Source organism: Rothia nasimurium (genome assembly GCF_035916755.1).
GTDB lineage: Bacteria > Actinomycetota > Actinomycetes > Actinomycetales > Micrococcaceae > Rothia.
In genome coordinates, this window is record NZ_JAYWIX010000001.1 from 131868 (window position 1) to 151973 (window position 20106).

At 56.4% G+C, this 20106-nt stretch carries 16 protein-coding genes; 9 read left to right on the forward strand and 7 right to left on the reverse strand.

From position 1 onward, the window contains the following. Positions 1–77: 77 nt before the first annotated feature. Positions 78–1472, reverse strand: coding sequence for a dihydrolipoyl dehydrogenase (gene lpdA / locus VSX42_RS00580; protein WP_237185408.1), 1395 nt, complete (start codon positions 1470–1472; stop codon positions 78–80). Between the two features lie 177 nt (positions 1473–1649). After that, positions 1650–3164 carry a leucyl aminopeptidase gene (locus VSX42_RS00585; RefSeq protein WP_326502497.1) on the reverse strand — a complete coding sequence of 505 codons (1515 nt, stop codon included), beginning with the start codon at positions 3162–3164 and terminating at the stop codon, positions 1650–1652. Positions 3165–3458: 294 nt separating this feature from the next. Between VSX42_RS00585 and VSX42_RS00590 the strand changes: the two genes are divergently transcribed. From VSX42_RS00590 to VSX42_RS00600, 3 genes are all read left to right on the forward strand, one after another. Then, complete coding sequence (locus VSX42_RS00590; RefSeq protein WP_326502498.1) at positions 3459–4406, forward strand: PAC2 family protein; 948 nt, start codon at positions 3459–3461, stop codon at positions 4404–4406. A gap of 238 nt (positions 4407–4644) precedes the next feature. Then, the gene (locus VSX42_RS00595) at positions 4645–6051 is read left to right on the forward strand and encodes a DUF4192 family protein (protein WP_326502499.1); all 1407 of its coding nucleotides are present in this window, start codon (positions 4645–4647) and stop codon (positions 6049–6051) included. Between the two features lie 188 nt (positions 6052–6239). Next, complete coding sequence (locus VSX42_RS00600; RefSeq protein WP_326502500.1) at positions 6240–7640, forward strand: RNA polymerase sigma factor; 1401 nt, start codon at positions 6240–6242, stop codon at positions 7638–7640. Between the two features lie 118 nt (positions 7641–7758). Here VSX42_RS00600 and VSX42_RS00605 read toward each other — a convergent pair whose 3' ends face one another. After that, positions 7759–8262 carry an Rv3235 family protein gene (locus VSX42_RS00605; protein ID WP_326502501.1) on the reverse strand — a complete coding sequence of 168 codons (504 nt, stop codon included), beginning with the start codon at positions 8260–8262 and terminating at the stop codon, positions 7759–7761. A 20-nt stretch (positions 8263–8282) separates the two neighbouring features. Then, positions 8283–8498: a LysM peptidoglycan-binding domain-containing protein gene (locus VSX42_RS00610; RefSeq protein WP_326502502.1), complete on the reverse strand. Its 216-nt coding sequence runs from the start codon at positions 8496–8498 to the stop codon at positions 8283–8285. A gap of 745 nt (positions 8499–9243) precedes the next feature. On the opposite strand from VSX42_RS00610, the gene VSX42_RS00615 reads away from it, so the two are divergent. Further along, positions 9244–9801 carry a hypothetical protein gene (locus VSX42_RS00615; RefSeq protein WP_326502503.1) on the forward strand — a complete coding sequence of 186 codons (558 nt, stop codon included), beginning with the start codon at positions 9244–9246 and terminating at the stop codon, positions 9799–9801. 10 nt (positions 9802–9811) lie between these two features. Here VSX42_RS00615 and VSX42_RS00620 read toward each other — a convergent pair whose 3' ends face one another. Continuing rightward, a complete protein-coding gene (locus tag VSX42_RS00620) occupies positions 9812–10042 on the reverse strand; it encodes a helix-turn-helix domain-containing protein (RefSeq protein WP_135011335.1) in 231 nt (76 codons plus the stop codon). A gap of 215 nt (positions 10043–10257) precedes the next feature. Between VSX42_RS00620 and VSX42_RS00625 the strand changes: the two genes are divergently transcribed. The 3 genes from VSX42_RS00625 to VSX42_RS00635 are packed head-to-tail and all read left to right on the forward strand — an operon-like array spanning position 10258 to position 13861. Continuing rightward, the gene (locus tag VSX42_RS00625) at positions 10258–10905 is read left to right on the forward strand and encodes an SAF domain-containing protein (RefSeq protein WP_326502504.1); all 648 of its coding nucleotides are present in this window, start codon (positions 10258–10260) and stop codon (positions 10903–10905) included. Continuing rightward, positions 10905–12287, forward strand: coding sequence for an AAA family ATPase (locus VSX42_RS00630; protein ID WP_326502505.1), 1383 nt, complete (start codon positions 10905–10907; stop codon positions 12285–12287). Before VSX42_RS00625 ends, VSX42_RS00630 begins: the two co-directional genes overlap by 1 nt. 32 nt (positions 12288–12319) lie before the next feature. Continuing rightward, on the forward strand, positions 12320–13861 hold the full coding sequence (locus VSX42_RS00635) for a sensor histidine kinase (RefSeq protein WP_326502506.1): 1542 nt from the start codon (positions 12320–12322) through the stop codon (positions 13859–13861). A gap of 83 nt (positions 13862–13944) precedes the next feature. Here the strand turns inward: VSX42_RS00635 and VSX42_RS00640 are convergent, their stop codons facing one another. Beyond that, the gene (locus VSX42_RS00640; protein ID WP_135013289.1) at positions 13945–14193 is read right to left on the reverse strand and encodes a WhiB family transcriptional regulator; all 249 of its coding nucleotides are present in this window, start codon (positions 14191–14193) and stop codon (positions 13945–13947) included. A gap of 287 nt (positions 14194–14480) precedes the next feature. Here VSX42_RS00640 and VSX42_RS00645 point away from each other — a divergent pair, with 287 nt between their 5' ends. Continuing rightward, positions 14481–14864, forward strand: a complete 384-nt coding sequence (locus VSX42_RS00645; RefSeq protein ID WP_326502507.1) for a hypothetical protein — start codon at positions 14481–14483, stop codon at positions 14862–14864. Here the strand turns inward: VSX42_RS00645 and VSX42_RS00650 are convergent. Then, entirely contained in the window at positions 14830–17547 is a 2718-nt protein-coding gene (locus tag VSX42_RS00650; protein WP_326502508.1) for an ATP-binding protein, read from the reverse strand. The two genes, VSX42_RS00645 and VSX42_RS00650, sit on opposite strands and share 35 nt — an antisense overlap. A 1370-nt stretch (positions 17548–18917) precedes the next feature. Here VSX42_RS00650 and glf point away from each other — a divergent pair. After that, positions 18918–20105, forward strand: coding sequence for a UDP-galactopyranose mutase (glf, locus tag VSX42_RS00655; RefSeq protein WP_326502509.1), 1188 nt, complete (start codon positions 18918–18920; stop codon positions 20103–20105). Position 20106 lies beyond the last annotated feature (1 nt).

A 20106-nucleotide genomic window follows, 5' to 3' on the forward strand; every position in this document is an offset into this window, starting at 1 on the left:
AGTGATAAAAATCTGTAGGGGGTAGGCGCTGGCCCTATAACCAGGGTTAGGATCAGCGCCTACCACAGGGGCTTGTCTTAGCCGTGCAGGGGTGCGCCTGCCAGAGCCATTGCAGCCTCGCCCAGGGATTCGTTCTGGGTGGGGTGGGCGTGGATGAACTGGGCGACGTCCTCGGGGAAGGCTTCCCAGACAACCCACATCTGGGCCTCACCAATCTGCTCGCCCATGCGCTTACCAACAGCGTGAACGCCGATGATGGGGCCGTTCTTCTCGCGGACGACCTTGACCAGACCGCCGGTGCCCAGGATGGAGGACTTGCCGTTGCCAGCCAGGTTGTACTCTGCAACCTCAACGTTTTCCTTGCCGAACTTCTCTTCAGCCTTGGGCTGGGAGTAGCCGATGGAGGCGATCTCAGGCTCGCAGAAGGTGACCTTGGGGATGTTGATGTCTTCAACAACCTGGGGGTTGAGACCTGCGATTTCTTCGGCAACGAAGCGGCCCTGCTGGTAACCGCGGTGGGCCAGCTGGACGCCGGGGACGATGTCGCCGATAGCGTAGATGTTGCCAACGCCGGTGTGCAGGCGCTCGTTGGTGATAACGAAGCCGCGGTCCATGGTCAGGCCCTGCTCGTCGTAGCCAAAGCCCTCGGTGTTGGGGCCACGGCCGACAGCAACGAGAACGATGTCTGCCTCGAAGACGGTGCCATCTTCAAGGGTGACCTTGGCGCCGTTGGCGTCCTGTTCAACGGTCTTGAAGAACTTGCCCAGGGAGGACTTGATGCCGCGCTTCTTGAATTCGCGCTCAACGACCTTGATGATGGAGGGGTCTTCGTTGGGGACCAGGTGGGGCAGGCCCTCGATGATGGTGACCTCTACGCCCATGGAGTTCCACATGGAGGCGAACTCGGAGCCGATGACGCCGCCGCCCAGAACGATAGCGCTCTTGGGCAGGTAGTCCATCTGCAGGGCTTCGGTGGAGGTGAGCACACGGTCACGAATCTCGATACCGAAGGTCTTGGAGACAGAACCGGATGCCAGGATGATGTGCTTGCCCTTGTATTCAGTGCCAGCGACGGTGATGGTGTCCTTGCCGGTGAGCTTGCCTTCACCCTCAATGACGGTGACCTTCTTCATCTTGAGAAGGCCGGTCAGGCCTTTGAACTTGCCGGCGACGATGCCGTCCTTGTAGTCACGAACCTTAGCCATGTCGATGGACTCGAGGGTGGTGTTTACACCGTACTTTGAAGCGTGCTGAGCCTCGGAAGCGAGTTCTGCAGCGTGCAGGTAAGCCTTGGTGGGGATGCAACCGGTGTGCAGGCAGGTGCCGCCCAGGTTGCTCTTTTCGATGAGACCTACGGTGAAGCCCAGCTGTACCGCGCGCAGAGCTGCGGAGTAACCGGCGCTACCGCCACCGAGGATGAGGATATCGAATTCTGTTGTTGCCGAATCGGCCACGTTGACGCTCCCTTGCATGGGTCACGGAGGTCTAAGCCCCCTTATGTACTGTCGTTTTCTAGCTTATCCCTTGAACGCGTCCGCCTGCCACTATTGGCAGGTGTTTTATTGCTCGGGTGGGCATGATTACACCCCGTTACCTGCTAGAAGACGGGTAACGGGGTGCAAATGTAAAAGTTCCCTGGAAAGTAAGGTTTAGGCGTAGGCCTCGATAAACTTAATCAGGGTGGCGATGGAGTGGCCGGTACCTTCCTTGGGGGTGAAGCCGTAGGGGCCTTCCTCATTGAAGGAGGGGCCTGCGAAGTCCAGGTGGGCCCAGGGAATCTTTACGCCGTCCTTTTCGCCCACGAATTCTTCGAGGAACTGGCCGGCTACCAGCATGCCACCGTAGCGGGAGCCGATGTTCTGCAGGTCGGCGACGGGGGACTTGAGGCTCTTGCGCAGGTGCTCGGGCATAGGCATGGGCCAGTAGTCTTCACCGGCTTCGGTGGCTGCTTCAACAACCTGCTGGCGGACGGTATCGTCACCCATGACCGCTGCGGTGCGCACGCCCAGGGCGATGAGCTGGGCACCGGTGAGGGTTGCGATGTCGAGAAGGACGTCGGGCTCGCCCTCGGAGGCCAGGGCCAGGCCGTCTGCCATGACCAGGCGACCTTCGGCGTCTGTATTCATGACTTCAACGGTGTGACCGCTGCGCATGGTCAGCACGTCTTCGGGGCGAATGGAGTTGCCGCCGGGCATGTTCTCAGCCAGGCAGAGGTAGCCGTGCACGACAACCGGCAGGTTGAGTTCAGAGGCTGCTGCCACGACGTTGAGGACGGTTGCCGCACCTGCCATGTCGGACTTCATAGTGGTCATGGAGCCGGCGGGCTTGAGTGAAATGCCACCGGTATCGAAGGTGATGCCCTTGCCCACAATGGCAACGGTCTTTTCAGCCTTCTCGGGGGTGTACTTGACCTCAACCAGGCGGGGCTTGCGCTCTGAACCCTGGCCTACACCCGCGATGCCGCCGAAGCCTTCGGCAACGAGTTCTTCGTAGTCCCAGACCTTGGTTTCAACGTTTTCAAGGCCCTCTACGCGGGTAAGAGCACGCTCTGCGAAGGTTTCGGGGTAGAGATGGGAAGGCGGAGTATTGACCATGCGGCGGGTGTGGTCAACGGCCTCACCCAGGATGAGGGCCCGAGTCAGAGCGCCTTCTGCCGCAGCGGGGGCTACATCGGTAACAACGAGAACCTCGGCGACGGGAGCCTTGACCGATTCGGCAGTCTTAGCCCGCAGCTGGGTATCGGCAAAAGCGCCGTAGGCGGCGCCTTCTGCGATAGCTGCTACTTCCTCAACAGACTCTGCGCCCAGGGCGAGGGCTACGGTTTCTACACCGGCAAGCTGGCGGACGGCTGAGCCTGCTGCGTAGCGCAGGGCAACACGGTGGGCAGCGGCATCTTCCTTCTGAGAGCCTAGGCCGATGAGGGCAACGACGTCGGCGCCCGCCTCATCGAAGCCGGGGAGCCGAACGAGCTCGTCCTGCCCGCCGCTGACGCCCAAATCTTCCAAAATAGCCTCAAGGCCCTCGGCGGTTTCTGCGTCGAGGGGGTTAGCGGCCAGTGAGGGGCCTTCCTTGCCGGAATACACACCGAGCACCAGCACATCGGCCTCAAGGGCTTCAAGGTCGGGGGTGGTTACAGAGAATGACAGATCGTGAGAATCGCTCACAGAAATCTCCCTTCGCAGTAGATATAAGAGGGGCAGCCGCGCTCTAGGGCAACTGCAGTATCGTCTATAAGCCTAGGCCTAAAAGCCTCGTGAATGTAATCTGCGCAACGCCCCTTACAGCTAAATCACCGCAGAGCGAACAGGCAGAGGCGCCAGGGAGAGAATTACGGCCTTGCAAGGAATAGTTCTGCATATTCCCAGCGTTATACCTGCGACATTAGGCTACACAGTAGCTACACCCTGGAGTACTATAGAGACTCACAGAAGACGGGAAGGAAGAAGGGGGCTAGGAAGATGACGCACGAAGATCGGCTGTATATAGCTCACGCCGCAGCGTTTGAAAACGACCGATTGAGAGGTCTGCCCCTCGTCATTGCCCTCTCGCACCCCCAGGACGCCGGTGGCACCGCAGGGCACCTGGGTGAAGTGCTTCTGCATGAACTTGATAATGTGCCGGTCATAGAATTTGATGCTGACCGCCTGCACGACTATCGGTCACGCAAACCCCGTATCACTTTCAAAAAAGACCACTACACCAACCCGGTGCTTCCCGAGCTCAAGCTGTACGCGGTAGAAGACCGCCTGGGTAAGCCTTTCTTGTTGTTGACCGGAGCTGAACCTGATCTGCTGTGGCAGCGGTTTACAGCTGATGTGGTTGATATTGCCCAGCGTCTTGAGGTATCGGTGGCTCTGTCTGTAACCGGTTTCCCCATGCCGGTGCCGCATACCCGCCCTATCCCCGTAACGGCGCATGGGTCCCGTAAGGACCTGACGGTCGGCATTTCCTCTTTCCAGCCCGAGGCTCTGGTGCCCGGGTCGGTATCGAGTCTGCTGGAGGTGCGCTTGACCGAGGCCGGTATCGGAACGGCCGGTTTCGCAGTGAACGTGCCGCAGTACCTGTCGGAGTCGGAGCTACCCCAGACCGCTCTTGTCGCTATGGAGCACCTGTCGCTGGCCGCTAAGCTGAGCCTGCCTTCAGACCGTTTGCGTGAGCTGTCTGAGAATGTGCAACTACAGATTGACGAGCAGGCTAGTGCTAGCCCTGAAATTCAGATGATGATTCAGCGCCTCGAAGAGTCCTACGACGCGAACGTCGCCCAGGGCTTCGGTAGCCTACCCCTCTCCGAGCGTGCCGCCGGCCGGGTGCCTAGCCGGGATGAAATCGGTGATGAGGTAGAGGCCTTCTTGGCCCAGCTTGACAACAACACTCGGGATGCGGACGGTGACGGCCCCGTGGCCTAGGCCCCTCCGGCTCCTAAACTGGCCCGAGCCCGGCCCCGCGGTGAAACTTCCTGTGGAAACCCGTTTCAAGGGCGTCATAGATGCGTCACGGGTGCACCGACTTATGGGAAGCGTACGCCCCGTGATGGCTTGATTATTTGTTTTGACAGGGCCGGACGCCGGACGCCCGGCGGGCGGAGAATATCCACAGGCCCGCTTGGGCTCGTCTTAGATACTCTTCTCTATCAGCCTGATAGGTATGACAGAGATGCACCACACCCCAGAAGAACCTATCGTTACCTACCTCAGTTCGGAGCGTGACGTCCTTGCCCTTGCCCTGCACCTTTTAGGCTACTGGCCTGAAAAGTCCATCATGCTCTTGGCCCTGAGCAATGGGGGAGCAGGGCCCCTGCTGCGTGTTGATATGCCCGATGTTTCTGAGGTAGCGCCGGATGACTTTCTGACCTATATTTTCGAGGCCTTCCCCACCTATAGCCCTACCGGGGACCCCATTACCAGCGTATTCTTGCTGCTTTTCGCCGACGGTGCAGCCTCCGGAGAAGTAGACGTTTCGGTAGAAAAAACCTTCCTAGAAGCAGCCCAATGCTACGCGGAGCTCGCGCCAGCCCACGCAACCCTTCACGGTCTGAATGTAATCGATGTGCTTGCGGTGGGGCAGCAGGCCTTTTGGGCTGTGGATCCGGCTGAAGGGCAGCTGGCTCCTGCCGGTTTTCTAGACGAGGTCTTGACCAGCCCGCTGTATAGCGAACTGGTAGCCCACGGGTCGCTTGTCGCGAGCGATTCACATGAAGCCCAGGAACTTAAGAATCGCACGGCACTGGGAACTGAGGATCCTGAGGGGCAAGAACGCTGGCAGGTTAATGCGGAAGCCTATAGCGCTTTCTACCTGGAAGAGAAACAAGAGCAAAACCCCCAAGAAGCCTGCCAAATTGCTGCTGAACTAGAGCTATGGGAACAGGCTATAGGTGCCGTTGCGTCCCTGCTTGATGGGCCGCAGGGTAGCAGGGGGCTCTACGCTGGGACCTTAGCCGATGCTATACGCGCCAAGGTGATTCCCGATGCAGCTGGTTTTCTGATCGCTTCTTTCGATAGCTTTGCAACCCTCCAGCTCGTGATTCTTCAGGCCTGCCGCACCCTCAAAGACTCACTAGCAGCTCTGAGAGCTCTAGAACAGGGCAGCCAAGAACTGGGGCTGAACAGGCAAACTGCGGGGGATAGGGTTCTGCCCCTGCCGTCAACCCTGCAGCGGTACCAGCTTGATCGTCTCAGTCAGTCTGAACAGGGTGCGAACGAGCAGATAGATAGCACCGAAGACAGTCTGAAGGAAATGGCTGAAACTCTCTTTGGTGTAGACCCCACCCCGCCAGACTGGAAGCGCCTGGAAGCCTTGTGGCATTTAGCAGCCGTGCTGGAAAGCTCCGCTGGGGGAAAAGCCGAAGCCTCCCTTCTTGCTGCACAGGCGTGGGTGAGCTGGATGCGGGGCAACTCTACAGAAGCTTTCCACCTGCTGGAGGCTATCGACAGTACCTACCGGGATGGGGGTTCTCTACTCCTGCATTACCTTTTGAGCGTCAGCGCTTTCCCTACCTGGCTCACTCTGCCCGGTGGAGCCCCAGAGACCTACGTGACCAAGAACAGTAGATAAGCGGCCGCGCCTTCTTCGCTAGAAAACCTAAAACATGTCATACTTGACTATTGACCCCGCTCAAAGTGTCTCTCAAAAATACAGCTTCCTATCGGGAATAGAAGCCCCTACCCAGGCGTTATACCCACCGAAAGATACCCTGGAAACTGTGTTGTGCGAATCGATCACTTGACAGGGTCTTAGGTGTTTTGACCGCGAACACCGCATCACACTCGCTACGGTCAACTAGCTCAGAAAGGTTTTCTGTGTCACCAGCCGCACGCAAGAAAGCAGTCAGCGAAACCGCTGCAACCAAAGCCACCGCTAAAAAAACCTCAACTCGCGCCAAAGCAAAAAAGGCTGATGAGGCAGCAGACGCCGTAGAAGCAGACGACGAAGAAAGCGCCGCACCTCAGCGAGCTCCCAAGAAGACCGCAGCTAAGAAGGCTGCCCCCAAGAAGAGCCGCAAGGCTAAAGACGAGGACGACGATTTCGCCGACGACGATATCGATTTGGACGACGAGGACCTCGATACCGACGACATCGAAGATGTCGATGAAGACGATGACGAAGACGAGGCAGACTCTGTCACCAAGGAAGAGAAGAAAGAAGCCGAAGCTGTAGCAGCTAAGGGCTCTGGCTTCGTCCTGACCAACAATGACGAGGACGACGCCCCCGCCGTCCGCGTCGTTACCCCCGGTGCTACCGCAGACCCGGTCAAGGACTACCTCAAGCAGATCGGTAAGGTTGCCCTGCTGAACGCTGAGCAGGAAGTCGACCTGGCTATGCGTATTGAGGCCGGCCTCTATGCCGAGCACAAGCTCAAAGAGAACCCCGATATGGACCCGCAGCTCAAGAAGGAACTGCGCTGGGTAATTCACGATGGCCGTCGCGCCAAGAACCACCTGCTGGAAGCCAACCTGCGTCTGGTGGTCTCCCTGGCCAAGCGCTACACCGGCCGCGGTATGCTCTTCCTCGACCTGATTCAGGAAGGTAACCTGGGTCTGATTCGAGCTGTTGAGAAGTTCGACTACTCAAAGGGCTTCAAGTTCTCAACCTACGCAACCTGGTGGATCCGTCAGGCTATCACCCGTGCAATGGCTGACCAGGCCCGTACCATCCGCATCCCCGTGCACATGGTTGAAGTGATCAACAAGCTGGCCCGTGTCCAGCGTCAGATGCTGCAGGATCTGGGCCGCGAACCCACCCCTGAAGAGCTCGCCAAGGAACTCGACATGACCCCCGAAAAGGTCATCGAGGTTCAGAAGTACGGCCGCGAGCCGATTTCCCTGCACACTCCTCTGGGTGAGGACGGCGACTCCGAGTTTGGCGACCTGATTGAGGACTCCGAAGCGGTAGTACCTGCCGATGCTGTCTCATTCACCCTTCTCCAGGAGCAGCTGCACTCGGTTCTTGATACCCTCTCTGAGCGTGAAGCAGGCGTGGTCGCTATGCGCTTTGGTATGACCGACGGACAGCCCAAGACCCTTGACGAAATCGGCAAGGTCTATGGCGTTACCCGCGAACGCATTCGCCAGATTGAATCAAAAACTATGTCTAAGCTCCGTCACCCCAGCCGTTCTCAGGTTCTGCGTGACTACCTAGACTAAAAACCGACTACTGTAGGTGCGGTACAGGCGGGTGCCCTTGAGCCTTTTAGCTCGAGGGCACCCGCCTTTTTGATAGGGCCAGCATAAGAGAAGGTGGGAGTTGCTAGCTATCTGGGAGTTATGCGATGGCGAGGGTAGCGATTTTCCAGTTGCCCCGTTTGCGTTCTGCCCGTAGGGCTACGGCCCGGGTGCGGACGTCGTCAGTCACCAGCAAACTCATTTCATAGGCGGTCTCAGTAACCTTCTGGACGATGATGCGTCGCGGGCGGATTGCAGCAGGTGGCTTGCTGGGGTAAGGGGCCTGGGGGTAATGACGCTGCCGGTAGCGAATGGCGGCTTTTGCCTGTTCAAGCTGCTTTTCTAGGGTGCGGTAGCAGCCGGCTGTCATCCAGGGAGCTAGATGGTGTTGAGGCCTGCGCCCCATGAAAACTTCGATGGCAGCGGTACCAATGCGAACCCCCAGTTGTTCAAGGGCCTGCTCTTCTTGATCGATAAAGGAGAGGCTGACGGCGGGTTCTGCTGGCTGGCCCTTTTCAAAGTAGGGTGCATATTTTTCGGCGTATTCGGTAGCTTCGACGATGATGTATTTGCGGTCATCGCGTTCTGGGAAAGCGGTTTTCATGGTGTGCTCCTTTGCAAAACCTAGCGGGGTAGGGTAATCGTTTGACCTGGGAAAATTAGGGTGTCCAGGGTGGGGATGGTCTTTTGGTTGAGCTGCCAGATAGTGTGCACGAGCGCTAGCACTTCAGCGCCTGAGGCATCGGGAGTCAGTTGGTCTTCTGCAATACTCCAGAGCGAGTCACCCGGGGCTACGGTATAGGTAGTAGCTGCTACGTCTTCTGAAAAATCCGGCTGCACGCGGGTAGCACCCCCGAAGAGGGGTGAAATGGGCTGGTAGCTCTTTGTCGTAACGGGAAGAACCGTGACTGTTGCTCGTCCCTGAGTCTGTTCTGGGGAAAAGAGGGGGGAAGTAGCAGAACCTGGGGTGGAGTCAGCTGATAATGTCTCGACGTCGTGAGCAATTTGAGAAGCCTGAGGGAATAGGGGTGAGTTTGTCTCGCTGTTGTGAACTCTTGCTGTTACCGAGATAGCTTGCTCAGAGGGTAGGGCATAGGCCTGGGTTGGGGCCAAAGCCCCCAGGCCTAAAGAAGCTCCCGCAAGTGTTTTGAGGAGTCCCGGGGCCCAGGCCGGAAGTTGTATGTGCAGGGTAGAGCGTCGGGCGCGAGCTAGGGCGCCGTAGTAGAAGACTAAACCAGCTAGCCACCAGAGGGCGATGCAGAGGCAAAGCATGCCAGCGATAGCGCAGACTAGCAGGCTCATCCAGGTGCCTGGGCTACGAGAAATGAGCCCTAGATCTTGATTCCCTTCGCTCAGAAGTGAGTCAAGTAGCATGCCTGAGGCACCAGCCCCGCCCAGCGCTAGGAGGGGAATCAGATTGGCTGTGCATAGGGCAAAAAATCGCGATGCCACTTCTTTCACCTCAAATCATGTCATTTGATGTAGTTTGATGATTTATGCATCATATTACTTCCCTTTGCGGTGGATTCAAGAGGCTTATAGCAAATTTTTCAACAAATTTTCGTTGTCGGGGTATCCTCAGTGCATGGCACACCTAGATTTGCTCTTCCGCGATTACGAAATCCAGATGGAAGCACAAAAACACCGAGATTACGAGGCGGATGCTCGCGAGCTTCGCCAGATAGAGCTTTCTCGAGTTGCCGTGGCTGACCGTTTGGCAGCCCAGCTTGGGCAGCTGCTGACTATTCACGGGTCTACCGGAGATATTTGGCGGGGGAGGTTGGAGACTTTAGGGCTGGGTTGGCTTCAGCTAGAAACGGACGCTGGCGGCCTCATTCTTCCGCTTGCGCACCTTCTTTACTGGGAAGGTGGAAATCACCAGGCCGTGGGTGAAGCCCATGAGGTATCTCGCAAGCTCACTCTGGGGTCTGCCCTGCGGGCTCTCAGCGCAGCTCAGCGTGATATCCACATTTATCATGCAGGAGGAAACGGCCTCACCAGTGCAGGTAAAGTGTGGGCAGTTGGTGCTGACTACTGTGAAATCGTGGGGCTGCAGGTGCACAAAGAGGACACCCGTGGAACTCGGGGAACTCCACGCTGCGTCCTCTTCACCTCAATTGCCGCTATCAGGGTAGCGGGATAAACAGTCTGTTTTAGGAGATATCGGCTCGTTCGGCCTGCTCGGCCCGAATGGCTTCTTCGGTCATCGCATAGCGCTCGCTGATATATGCTTCGAGCATGCTCTTTTCAACCCGCCACTGGTTTCTGCCGCCAATCTGGATGGCCTTCAGCTCCCCTGAGCGCACAAGGGCGCGAGTTTGGCTGGGGGATATATTGAGAATTTCACCGACGTCGGTCAGTGTGAGAAAGCGCTGTTCAACCATGTCTGGTTCCTTCTGAAACGGGGGAGTAGGTGGGGGGGGATCCTTTGCTTTAGTTTAGTGCATTTTGAATTACCTTGATAGAAGAAGCAAGACCTGTGGATAACTTGCTTGATTTTGCGTAACCTTGGTCAAAAATACGTGCAATCTTTGAAATTGATGCTCTGATTAGGGAAACTGCTGTCAACGAGGAAAACTTCCTGACTCAAAGAGGTGTCATGATGGCTCAAGAAAATCTTGCTCCCCGTTTCAGAAAGCCGGGGTTCCGCGACCCTAAGCTGCTGGCGGGCGTCCTAATTATTCTTCTCTCGGTTCTGGGCGTCGTCGGCCTTATCCGAGCTACCAATCAGACTCAGCCCTACTATGTTGCCAGTAAAGATATCGGTATTGGTGAAAAAATTACCACTGATAACGTGACAACTACCCATGTCAAGCTAGGTGAATCAGCAGGTCTCTACCTTTCGGCGGAGCAAGTAATTGCTGACGGATCGGTAGCTACCCGTCCGCTAGCTGCGGGGGAGCTTCTTTCACCCCGGTCGCTGTCCACCGAGGTAAGCGATGGACGCAGGCTCGTTACCCTGCTGCTTGATCAGTATGCGGTAGCCGAGTATGTTCCTGGCAATCGGGTAGATATTTGGGTTGCCTACAAAACAGAGGGTGCCAACTCGTACGGTGATCCCGTGGTCATCGCAGAGTCAGCCGAGGTACATTCTGTAACGGCCCAAGAATCTGTGATTGGAGGAACCGGACGTTCGGCTGTTGAGCTGTGGGTAAACCAGGACGTCCTGCCCACGGTCCTCGGCGCCACCAGCAAGGGAGCGGTCATCAGCTTGGTTCCGTCGGCCTACACACCGGGAGGAAACTAATGCAGGTTCCTATCGTTGTTGTTGGCGATGAGGGCGGACGTTTCGTTTCAGCCATTGAATCTCAGCGTGGCCAGGTGAGCGTGGTCAGGCACGTGCACGATATCGGTGAAATGCTGGGACTTGCCCAAAGCGGCCTTGCCCGCGCTGTGCTGATCGTGACTGGGGGAGAAGAGCTCACTCTTTCCATGGTCAAATCCCTGCACCACCTTGAGGTGGCAGTGTGTCTTGTCCATGACCAGGGCACCCAGCCTCCTATAGAAGGCATCCACCTGATTGACTCTCTAGCCGATACCGCCGAGATCGTTAGCGAGATCGAAAAGGCCGTCGATACCCTGCTGAATTCAGAGCAGACCGGTGAGCAGGCCAACCAGGCTCAGAATGAGGAGCCTGCCCTCTCTGTCCCGGCTCAAAGTCACCCCACAAGGGGTGACGAAAAGCAGGACGCTCCTGCCCCCTCACCTGCAGAAGGGAAGGTGGTAGCGGTGTGGGGCCCCTACGGTTCACCAGGACGAACCACCCTGGCCATCAACCTGGCAGCAGCCTACGCAGAAACAGGCTACTCGGTTTGCTTGGTGGACGCAGATACCTACGGGGCGTCCGTGGGGGCTGCTCTAGGCCTTACCGATGACTACTCAAGCCTCGCCCAACTCTGCCACCACGCAGACCGGGGAGGCATAACCCAGCAACAGCTCAAAGAACTTACCCACACTGTCTCGCATCGCTCCCACTACTTCGATATCATCACCGGCATCAACCGACCAGATCGCTGGGTAGAGGTACGCTCAAACGCTCTCGACCTTGTAATCGATACACTGGTTTCAACATACGACCTGGTGGTTATCGATACTTCTTTCTGCCTTGAAGAAGACCCCGCCTTGAGCTTTGACGGTTTGACTCCCCAACGAAACGACGCAACCCTGGCCAGCCTGGCGCGAGCTGACCACCTGATAGCCCTTGGCCTAGCAGACCTTGTGGGTGTACCGCGTCTTATCAAAGCCTACGACACCCTTAGCCAGGTGCTTGGGCCAGCCCTTGATGAAAGAATCAGCATTGTCTTCAACCGCGTCCGCACCGAGGCCCTAGGCCCATCCGCCCAGGCCGCCCTCGAACACTCCTGGGAGCGATTCGGGCCCAGCCTGCCCATAGCAGCCCAGCTACCAGAAGACAGTGTAACCGCTGATAAAGCCCGCCTAGCAGGAACAACAATTCTTGAAGTAGCCCCACAGACAGAACTGGCCCGCCAGCTACAGGCGTTCGCCGACACCAGCCGAAATACTCTAGGGATTGGAAAACCTGCCCCGTCACTAGCGCCCCGTCCGGGTCAGCGCATGGTAGAAAAGAAGAAGCCCTGGGGGCGCTTTACCCGCCGCTCCCGCTCCTAACCCACCCTGCCCAGACCACCAGGAGGCCCCATTTGTCACTCACTGAAATCCTCATGCGCACCGGCGCTTACGGGCCGGGCGATATTGAGTGGCTCCACCTGCTCACCAACGAGTGGCAAATTATTGCAGATACCGGCTACTGCGACCTCATGCTCTGGGCGCCCCAAGCCGACACCATCGAGGGCTACTTTTCCCTTTCCCAGCCGCTGCCGGCGTCCGCTGAGTTCATCAACCTCGCCCAGATTCGCCCCTCCACCACCCACACGGTTTTTCACACCGACTGGGTCGGCAAAGAGCTCGACCCGGCCCTCTGCGAGCGGGCGGTTGCGAGCTGGAACAGTCAAACCCCCAAGACCCTCAATGACGAGCACAACCTCACCGATATCGTCCTAGATACCGAGTTCATTCCGCTGATACGCAATGACAGGCCCGTAGCTCTCTTGTCGGTCCACCGCGAGAGCCTGGGTACCCGAAAGCGCCAGAAAGCGGAACGGGTCTACCGCGACGTCTCCCACCATCTTCTGCAGATGGTCTCGCGCGGTGCCTGGCCCGAGTTCTCAGCTCCTGTTGGAACGGCCCACGGCAATCCCCGTGTGAGCGACGGTTTGGTCATGCTTGATACGGACGGACGGGTTACCTACGCTTCACCTAATGCTCTGTCTATCTACAAGCGTCTCAACTACGCAGGTGATATGCTCGGTGCGAGCCTACTCGATATCACCCGGGCCCTGCTACCTGCCGGTGAGAAGGCGGATGAAACCCTACCCCTGGTTCTTACCGGGCGCATGCCCTGGCGTGCAGAAATCAAAGCTAACCGCAAAAACGTTACCTTCCGGGCCATACCCCTGCGCCATTTTTCACGTTTGGGTGAAGAACGCTACGGGGCTCTGCTGCTCTGCCGCGACGTCACCGAGCTGCGTCGCCGAGAACAGGAGATGATGTCGAAAGACGCTACTATCCGCGAAATTCACCACCGGGTCAAAAACAACCTTCAAACTGTTTCAGCCCTGCTTCGCCTGCAATCGAGACGCATGACCACCCCCGAAGCGAGGGAAGGCCTGGAACAGGCGATGCGCCGTGTTTCCACTATCGCGCTGGTACACGATGCCCTCTCCCAGGGGCTAACTCAGGATGTAGACTTCGATGACCTCATTAGCCGACAGTTTAGGCTTGCTGCCGAGCTTGCCTCACCAGGGCAGCACGTTGTCACCCGGATTGAGGGGTCTTTCGGGAAACTACCCAGCCAAATCGCTACCCCCCTTGCCCTCGTTATTAATGAGGTTGTGGCTAACGCGGTAGAACACGGTTTAGCTGGAGAAACCGGTACCGTGACCCTTGGTTGCCAGCATCGCTACTCAGAGGGACAAGAGCACAGCATTATCGTGACGGTTCAAGATAGCGGCCCCGGAATCAGCGCCGAAAAAATTAGAGAGCTAGAGGGAACTGGCAGCGGAACCGGTCTAGGGACTCAAATTGTTAAAACCCTGGTAGCCAGCGAGCTTAACGGCACTATTCATTGGAGTCTTGCTCCTGAAGGTGGAACACTGGTGACAATCGAAGCAGCCATAGCGTAGCTAAAGGAAAGCCACATAAAAAAGGAGGGGCGAACCGGTAAGCCGGTTCGCCTCTCCTAAAGAACACTTGCATGAAGTTGCTACTATGAGGCCCTGCGGGCTCGGGCAGCACGTCGCTTCATAGCGCGACGCTCATCTTCACTCATACCGCCCCACACGCCAGAATCCTGGCCTGTTTCGATAGCCCACTGCAGGCAGGTATCCATCACAGTGCAGCTGCGGCAGACATTCTTAGCTTCTTCAATCTGAAGAAGGGCGGGCCCGGTGTTTCCTACGGGGAAAAAGAGTTCAGGGTCTTTCTCAAGACAAGCAGCACGGCTACGCCAATCCATTAGCATGCTCTCCTATAGGGGTTACCGGATTAAAGCTGAGGCAAAGTAGCTCAGCAACTAACAAAAAAATCTGGCCCCTTTCCTAGAAGGAGCCAAACTTGAACCTCAATAACTTTCCCACGATATGGGGCGTCATACAAGGGGGTTGTGAGCGAAAATCTATGCACAGGCATGAGGTAAATGTCACAGGCGGGTGCATAAAGGGGTACCGGGGTGAGAGGTGACACTCCCGGGTGCCTATTCTAGATAGGAGACCCTTTCTTAGTACATAGAGAAATGAGATAGACGTGGCTTCTTCCAGCGTTTCAGCCCTTCCAGTTCCCGTGAAGATCTTGGTCGGTCTGAGTTTCCTTCAGGCCCTGTATCTAGTAATCACTGCTCTAATCGGGACTTTCGCTTCTGCCGATATTGGGGGAGCGTCAGTTATTGCCTCCTTTTATTTCATTATTGCCCTGGCTCTCGCTGTGGGCGCTGTTGCCGTATGGCGGGCCCAGAGGTTTGGACAGCCTCTCGTGCTTGTCTGGCAACTCTTTGCGGTCATCATCGGCGTTCAAACTACTCTGGGCGGAGATTACCTGGTAGGGCTAGCAACGGTAGGTATAAGCGGAGCTGTCATCCTGCTACTTTTCACCCGCTCTACTCTTGAACATCTGGCTCCCTCACCCCGGTAGCCTGTTCATCAGGTAAGGCTGCCTGAAAAGCCATAACAGTTGCATGATCAATCATGACTCCCCGCCCTGCCGGGAGCTGACCGTAAGTTTTAAGGTCAAGGGGGAGAGGCGCGCCCGGGTAGAAGGACATGTCTGCGGAGCTTTGCGGGGTAAGCACGATACCCGTAGAGGTACCGCTGAGGGCAGCAAGAATCGGTGAGCTACTCCACCGTGGCCAGGGAGTATAGGTCACGATAACAGACCCAAACTTTTCTTTCTGGGCCAGTATCGTCTGCTGTATATCGTGGTTGAGCTTATCAAGATCATCGATGAGCAGAATGGGGCGGAGCCCCAGGATCTCGCTCCGTGCAAGAGCTTGATTGATATCTTCTGCTACGGTGCCGGCATCTGAGGAAATAACAATGAAGAAATGCTCAGGATTAGCTTGGACGAGGGTCTTAAGCAGGCTCGTTTTTCCGGATCCCCTCGGGCCGCTGACGCTGATAAATCCACCTCGCAAAGGCGGGGTAAAAGCTACCGAGCCGTCCCTGAGTACACCGCAGGCGAGTGCGCCGGCATGGGGCTTGGCTGCTGACGGGAGGGAGCTGACGGGGGAACGCAAGGGGAGCGGACGCCAGGAAAGCCAGTATCGGTGGGAGCCGCTTAACAGGTGGTTAGGGCCTTGCAGAGAATCGGTCTTTGGGCCAGCTAGCGGAGCGCTGAGCTCTGTCCAAGCAAGTGTTCCTGCCTGTACTTTTCCTTCTGATACGTCGTAGATAACCTTTCCTTCTATCGCAAACTGCCCGCTGCCCGGCAGGGTGTAATCCCTAGTGTGGGTACGGAGAGGGTCATTCTCAACAGTTGCTCGAGTCATAAAGGTGTGCTCAAAGATGTGCTGGTACTTACCTCGTACACCTGTTACTGAAGTGCAGAAAACCTGAACTGTTGGGTGATCACCCAAGTTGAGAATCTGCTGCAGATGAGCTTCTGCAGCCGGGTATCGTTGGAGTGTATCTAGCAGTGTTTCTAGCGTATCTATGATGAGAAGCTGTCCCGGCCCTGGGGCTTCTGCGCAGCAGGCTAGAAGGTGCTGAAGGTAGTTGGAATCCTGGTAGGTAAAGACGTCAAACTGTTCTGCGTATTCCTTGCCCCAGCTGCGTATCTCTCTCGCGCGCTGTTCTGACGGTGTAAGACATAATACGGCGTATCCTTGAGCGAGAGCGTGAAGGAGGGTTGCCCGGAGCGCAGGTATCCACTCACTACTGCCTCCCTGCACTAAAATCGGGCCATCCTCCGCCGACCAGATAAAGGGGGCTTGAAACCCTAGTTCTGCTATCTCGTACTGACCGACCAATAAGGCAAAGGGGCCAACAGACTCCGGCACATCCGTATGATAAGGAGCCGAGAGTGATGCCGGAATTGGCTGATAGGCCGGTAGCTGATGTGCATTCTGGTAGGTCTGGTAGATAGCCGTATTGGTGGCATCGAGTTCTGCATCGCTTAGAGCCTGACAACTGGTGGGCTCCTGAGAACTAGTCAAATCGAGCACAAAACGTGCTCGGCATCGTCCTTGGTGCTCTTGCCTGTACAGCCCCGTGATCAAAGGAGCTTGAAATTCAACCATCTCATTATCTGCACTCCGTAGAATGCCCCGCCCCGGGAAGCGAGCAGAGATATGAGAAGCTTCTTCCGAGCCTAGAACATTGAAAGATTCCTGGGCAGAACTTACTCTAAGGCACATCACCGTTGAGATATTTGCCCTGATATCGGGGGAAATCGCTCCCTGCGGGCGCTGGGTAGCTAGGACGAGGTGGTAACCCAGTGACCTGCCAATCGTAGCTATCTTCATCATTTCGCTCATGATGTCTGGGTAATCATCGACAAGCATACGAAACTCATCGATGCAGATAATTAGCTCCGGAAAATCAGGCGCTGTGTGGGCGTTTTTGCAGAGGCCGATGTAATCGTCATAGGAACTGACACCCAGCTGCTTCCAGACCTGCTTGCGGTGGGTAAGGTCTGCCCGTAAGAACTTCATAGTGCGCATTAGCTGAGATGCGTCAAGGTCAGAGATGAGCGAAACGCAATGGGGCAGAGGTGTTAGAGGGCCTAAACCTGCACCACCTTTGAAATCTATGAGGACGAAGGACAGACGCTGAGGCGGGTAGCTGAGGGCAGCAGACCATAGCAGGGAACGAAGAAGCTGGGACTTGCCTGAACCTGTAGTCCCTGCACAGAGAAAATGCGGGCCATGATGCATTAGGCCGAGTTTTAGATCATCGTTACTTTCACAGGCTAGCCCCGCATACAGGAAGATCTCTTCTGCCCATAGATTCCTCGGCTGGTTACCCTCCGGCAGCTCAGAGAGAGCATAAGCAGGTAGTTGAGAAGTATTCGTTGCTGCAACGCTAACTTTCTGGAGAAGAGAGGATGTAGCGTCTCTTCCCAAATTTGCCAGGAGAGCACAGTAACGCTCTTCGTTGATTCCGTCTAAAACGATGTCGTACCAGCTCGTTGACTGAGAAAAGAGCTCTGCGGACTCTTTATGATGCCCTTTGTTGGCTACAGGAAAGGGGAGAAGCTGTGGAGGTAAGGACGGCGGCAGATAGGAGCACACCAAAAAACCTGTTTCTAAACTACTGAGTTCTGCAAGAGACACCGTGCGTGCATTTGCTGCTGCAAGAAGCGGGTCAATGAGCCGCAAAAACCAAGTAGCCTCCTGCTCCTGAACAAGAAGGTAGACCGGCTGATTCTGAGCTAAGAGCTGGCAGAGGGCTAAACGCTGGGTCGAAAGGGGAAGCCCAGAGACTAGGGGCGCGAGTTCTTCTACGCTTATGACATAAGGGGCTCCCTGGACTTCTGGGAGGCTCCCTAGCTCACGTTGCTTGCCTCTAATTCGTACTGGCCGGGTGCCGCGTCCTATCACAAGGCCTGTATCAGCATGAATCTGGTCAGCCCCGCGGTAGCGGGCTATAGCTTCCTCTTCTTCCCGAGCAAGCTGCGTTATCTGACAGCGCACAGAGGATCTTTCGCGCCCCTGAGAAAAAGCGTGAAGCCCCATTAGGAGTGAGGATCCACAGGCCATGAGAAGAACAAGCCACAGCTGGGTCAACCAGGCAATCAGAAGGCCCACAATGAGAGGCAGAACCATCGTTGCTACCAGTAGCAGCTTAGATTTAGGGGCGGGAACATCAATGTCTTGAACTGCCGGGTCGTGAAAGAGGGGAGCGCAGTACTCATACTGGTCAAGCACAAGGACGCTCCCACCCAGAATAAATTTTTTCCCTACCTCAAGTTTGCGGTGGGAGCCCTCATTCGAGAAATACACACCGCTAGCCGTCACCTCTAGGAAGCCCTCAATCGGTGCAAGTGCTGGGTCGTCAATTGTGAGCAGGGAGGCCTGCCTACCAATGTCCCAACTACCTCGAGATAGAGGAAACTGAGAATGAGAATCTGGCCCGTGCACCACACGTAAGGTAAAGAGGGCCTTCTCATCTGGGCAAGGGTGAAGGGTTGTATGAGGTGCAAGGGGCAAGACTGTGAGCGGGGCGCCACTAGTCCAGGGGCGCTGACCGGGAGTAAGCTCCCTGATATCTTGCCCCTGAATACCCCAACTGAAATTATCGCTACCCCAGACATTAGAGAGTTCTCGGTGGATATCTACCCCAGTTGTGCCGGGCGAATAATCAAACTCCACTGTTCGGTAAGATCCCGCCGGTGGCTGCTGGACGCGCACTAAAAGTTTCATAAAGCCACCTAAGTCCTGGAGACCTGCCATTGCAAGGGCGCAAAACGGAAAAACAAACTCTCACCGTTGTTTTTCTGTCTTTCTGCGAAAAAAGTTGAGGTTTCTCTTCACACGGCACTAGCGCAGGGGAGGACCGGGGAATAATCACACGATCTTTACAGCCTGTTAGCGGGTAGTAGCCGACTATATCCGGTACTTTTGTTATTAACTGTGTTTACCTTGCGCGCAAGGAACACACCGAAGTTAAGCTTCTACGCTGTAGTAGCAGAGCACGGTTGCCAGACTCCCCACGATAGCTGTGCAACCCCTAACAAGGAGTATGTTAAGTGAACGCTGATCTCGTAGTCGTAGGCTCTGGCCTTTTTGGCCTCACCATTGCAGAGCAAGCTGCTACCCAGCTTGGCCTCAAGGTAGCCCTGCTCGACCGCCGTCATCACATCGGCGGTAACGCATACAGCGAAAACGAAGAGAAGACAGGAATCGAAGTTCACCGCTACGGTGCCCACCTCTTCCACACCTCTAACGAACGCGTCTGGGAATACGTCAATCGTTTCACCGGCTTTACCAACTACACCCACCGCGTTTACACCAACCACAACGGTATCGTGTACCCCATGCCCATCAACCTGGGTACTATCAACCAGTTCTTCAACGCTGCCTACTCACCGGCAGAAGCCAAGGCCTTAATCCAGGAGCAGGCCGGTGAACTCGCAGGAACCGACCCCAAGAACCTGAACGACAAGGGTATCTCCCTCATCGGGCGTCCGCTCTACGAAGCCTTCATCAAGCACTACACCGCAAAGCAGTGGCAGACCGACCCCGCTGACCTACCCGCGTCCATCATTTCCCGCCTGCCCGTGCGCTACAACTACGACAACCGCTACTTCAACGATAAGTACGAAGGCCTGCCCGTCGACGGCTACACCGCCTGGCTTGAGCGCATGGCAGCCCACCCCAACATCGAGGTGCACCTCAACACCGACTTCTTCGAAGAGGGCCACGAGTACTCCCGCTCCAAGGTCCTGGGCCAGGTGCCCGTCGTTTACACCGGCCCCGTAGACCGCTACTTCGACTACGCCGAAGGTGACCTCTCATGGCGCACCATCGACCTCGAAGAAGAAGTCCTTGACATCGAAGACTTCCAGGGCTGCTCCGTCATGAACTACCCCGACGCCAACTACCCCTTTACTCGTATCCACGAGTTCCGCCACTTCCACCCCGAGCGCGACTACACTAAGGACGCTACCGTCATTCACCGCGAATACTCACGCTTCGCAGAAAAGGGCGACGAACCCTACTACCCCATCAACACCGGCGCTGACCGCGAAATGCTCCTCAAGTACCGCGAACTCGCTGGCGGAGAGCAGAACGTGCTCTTCGGCGGACGCCTGGGCACCTACAAGTACCTTGACATGCACATGGCTATCGGTGCTGCACTCTCCATGTTCGACAACAAGCTCCGCCCCCACTTCGAAAAGGGCGAAAAGCTGGTATCTGGCGGAATCGAGGCCTAAA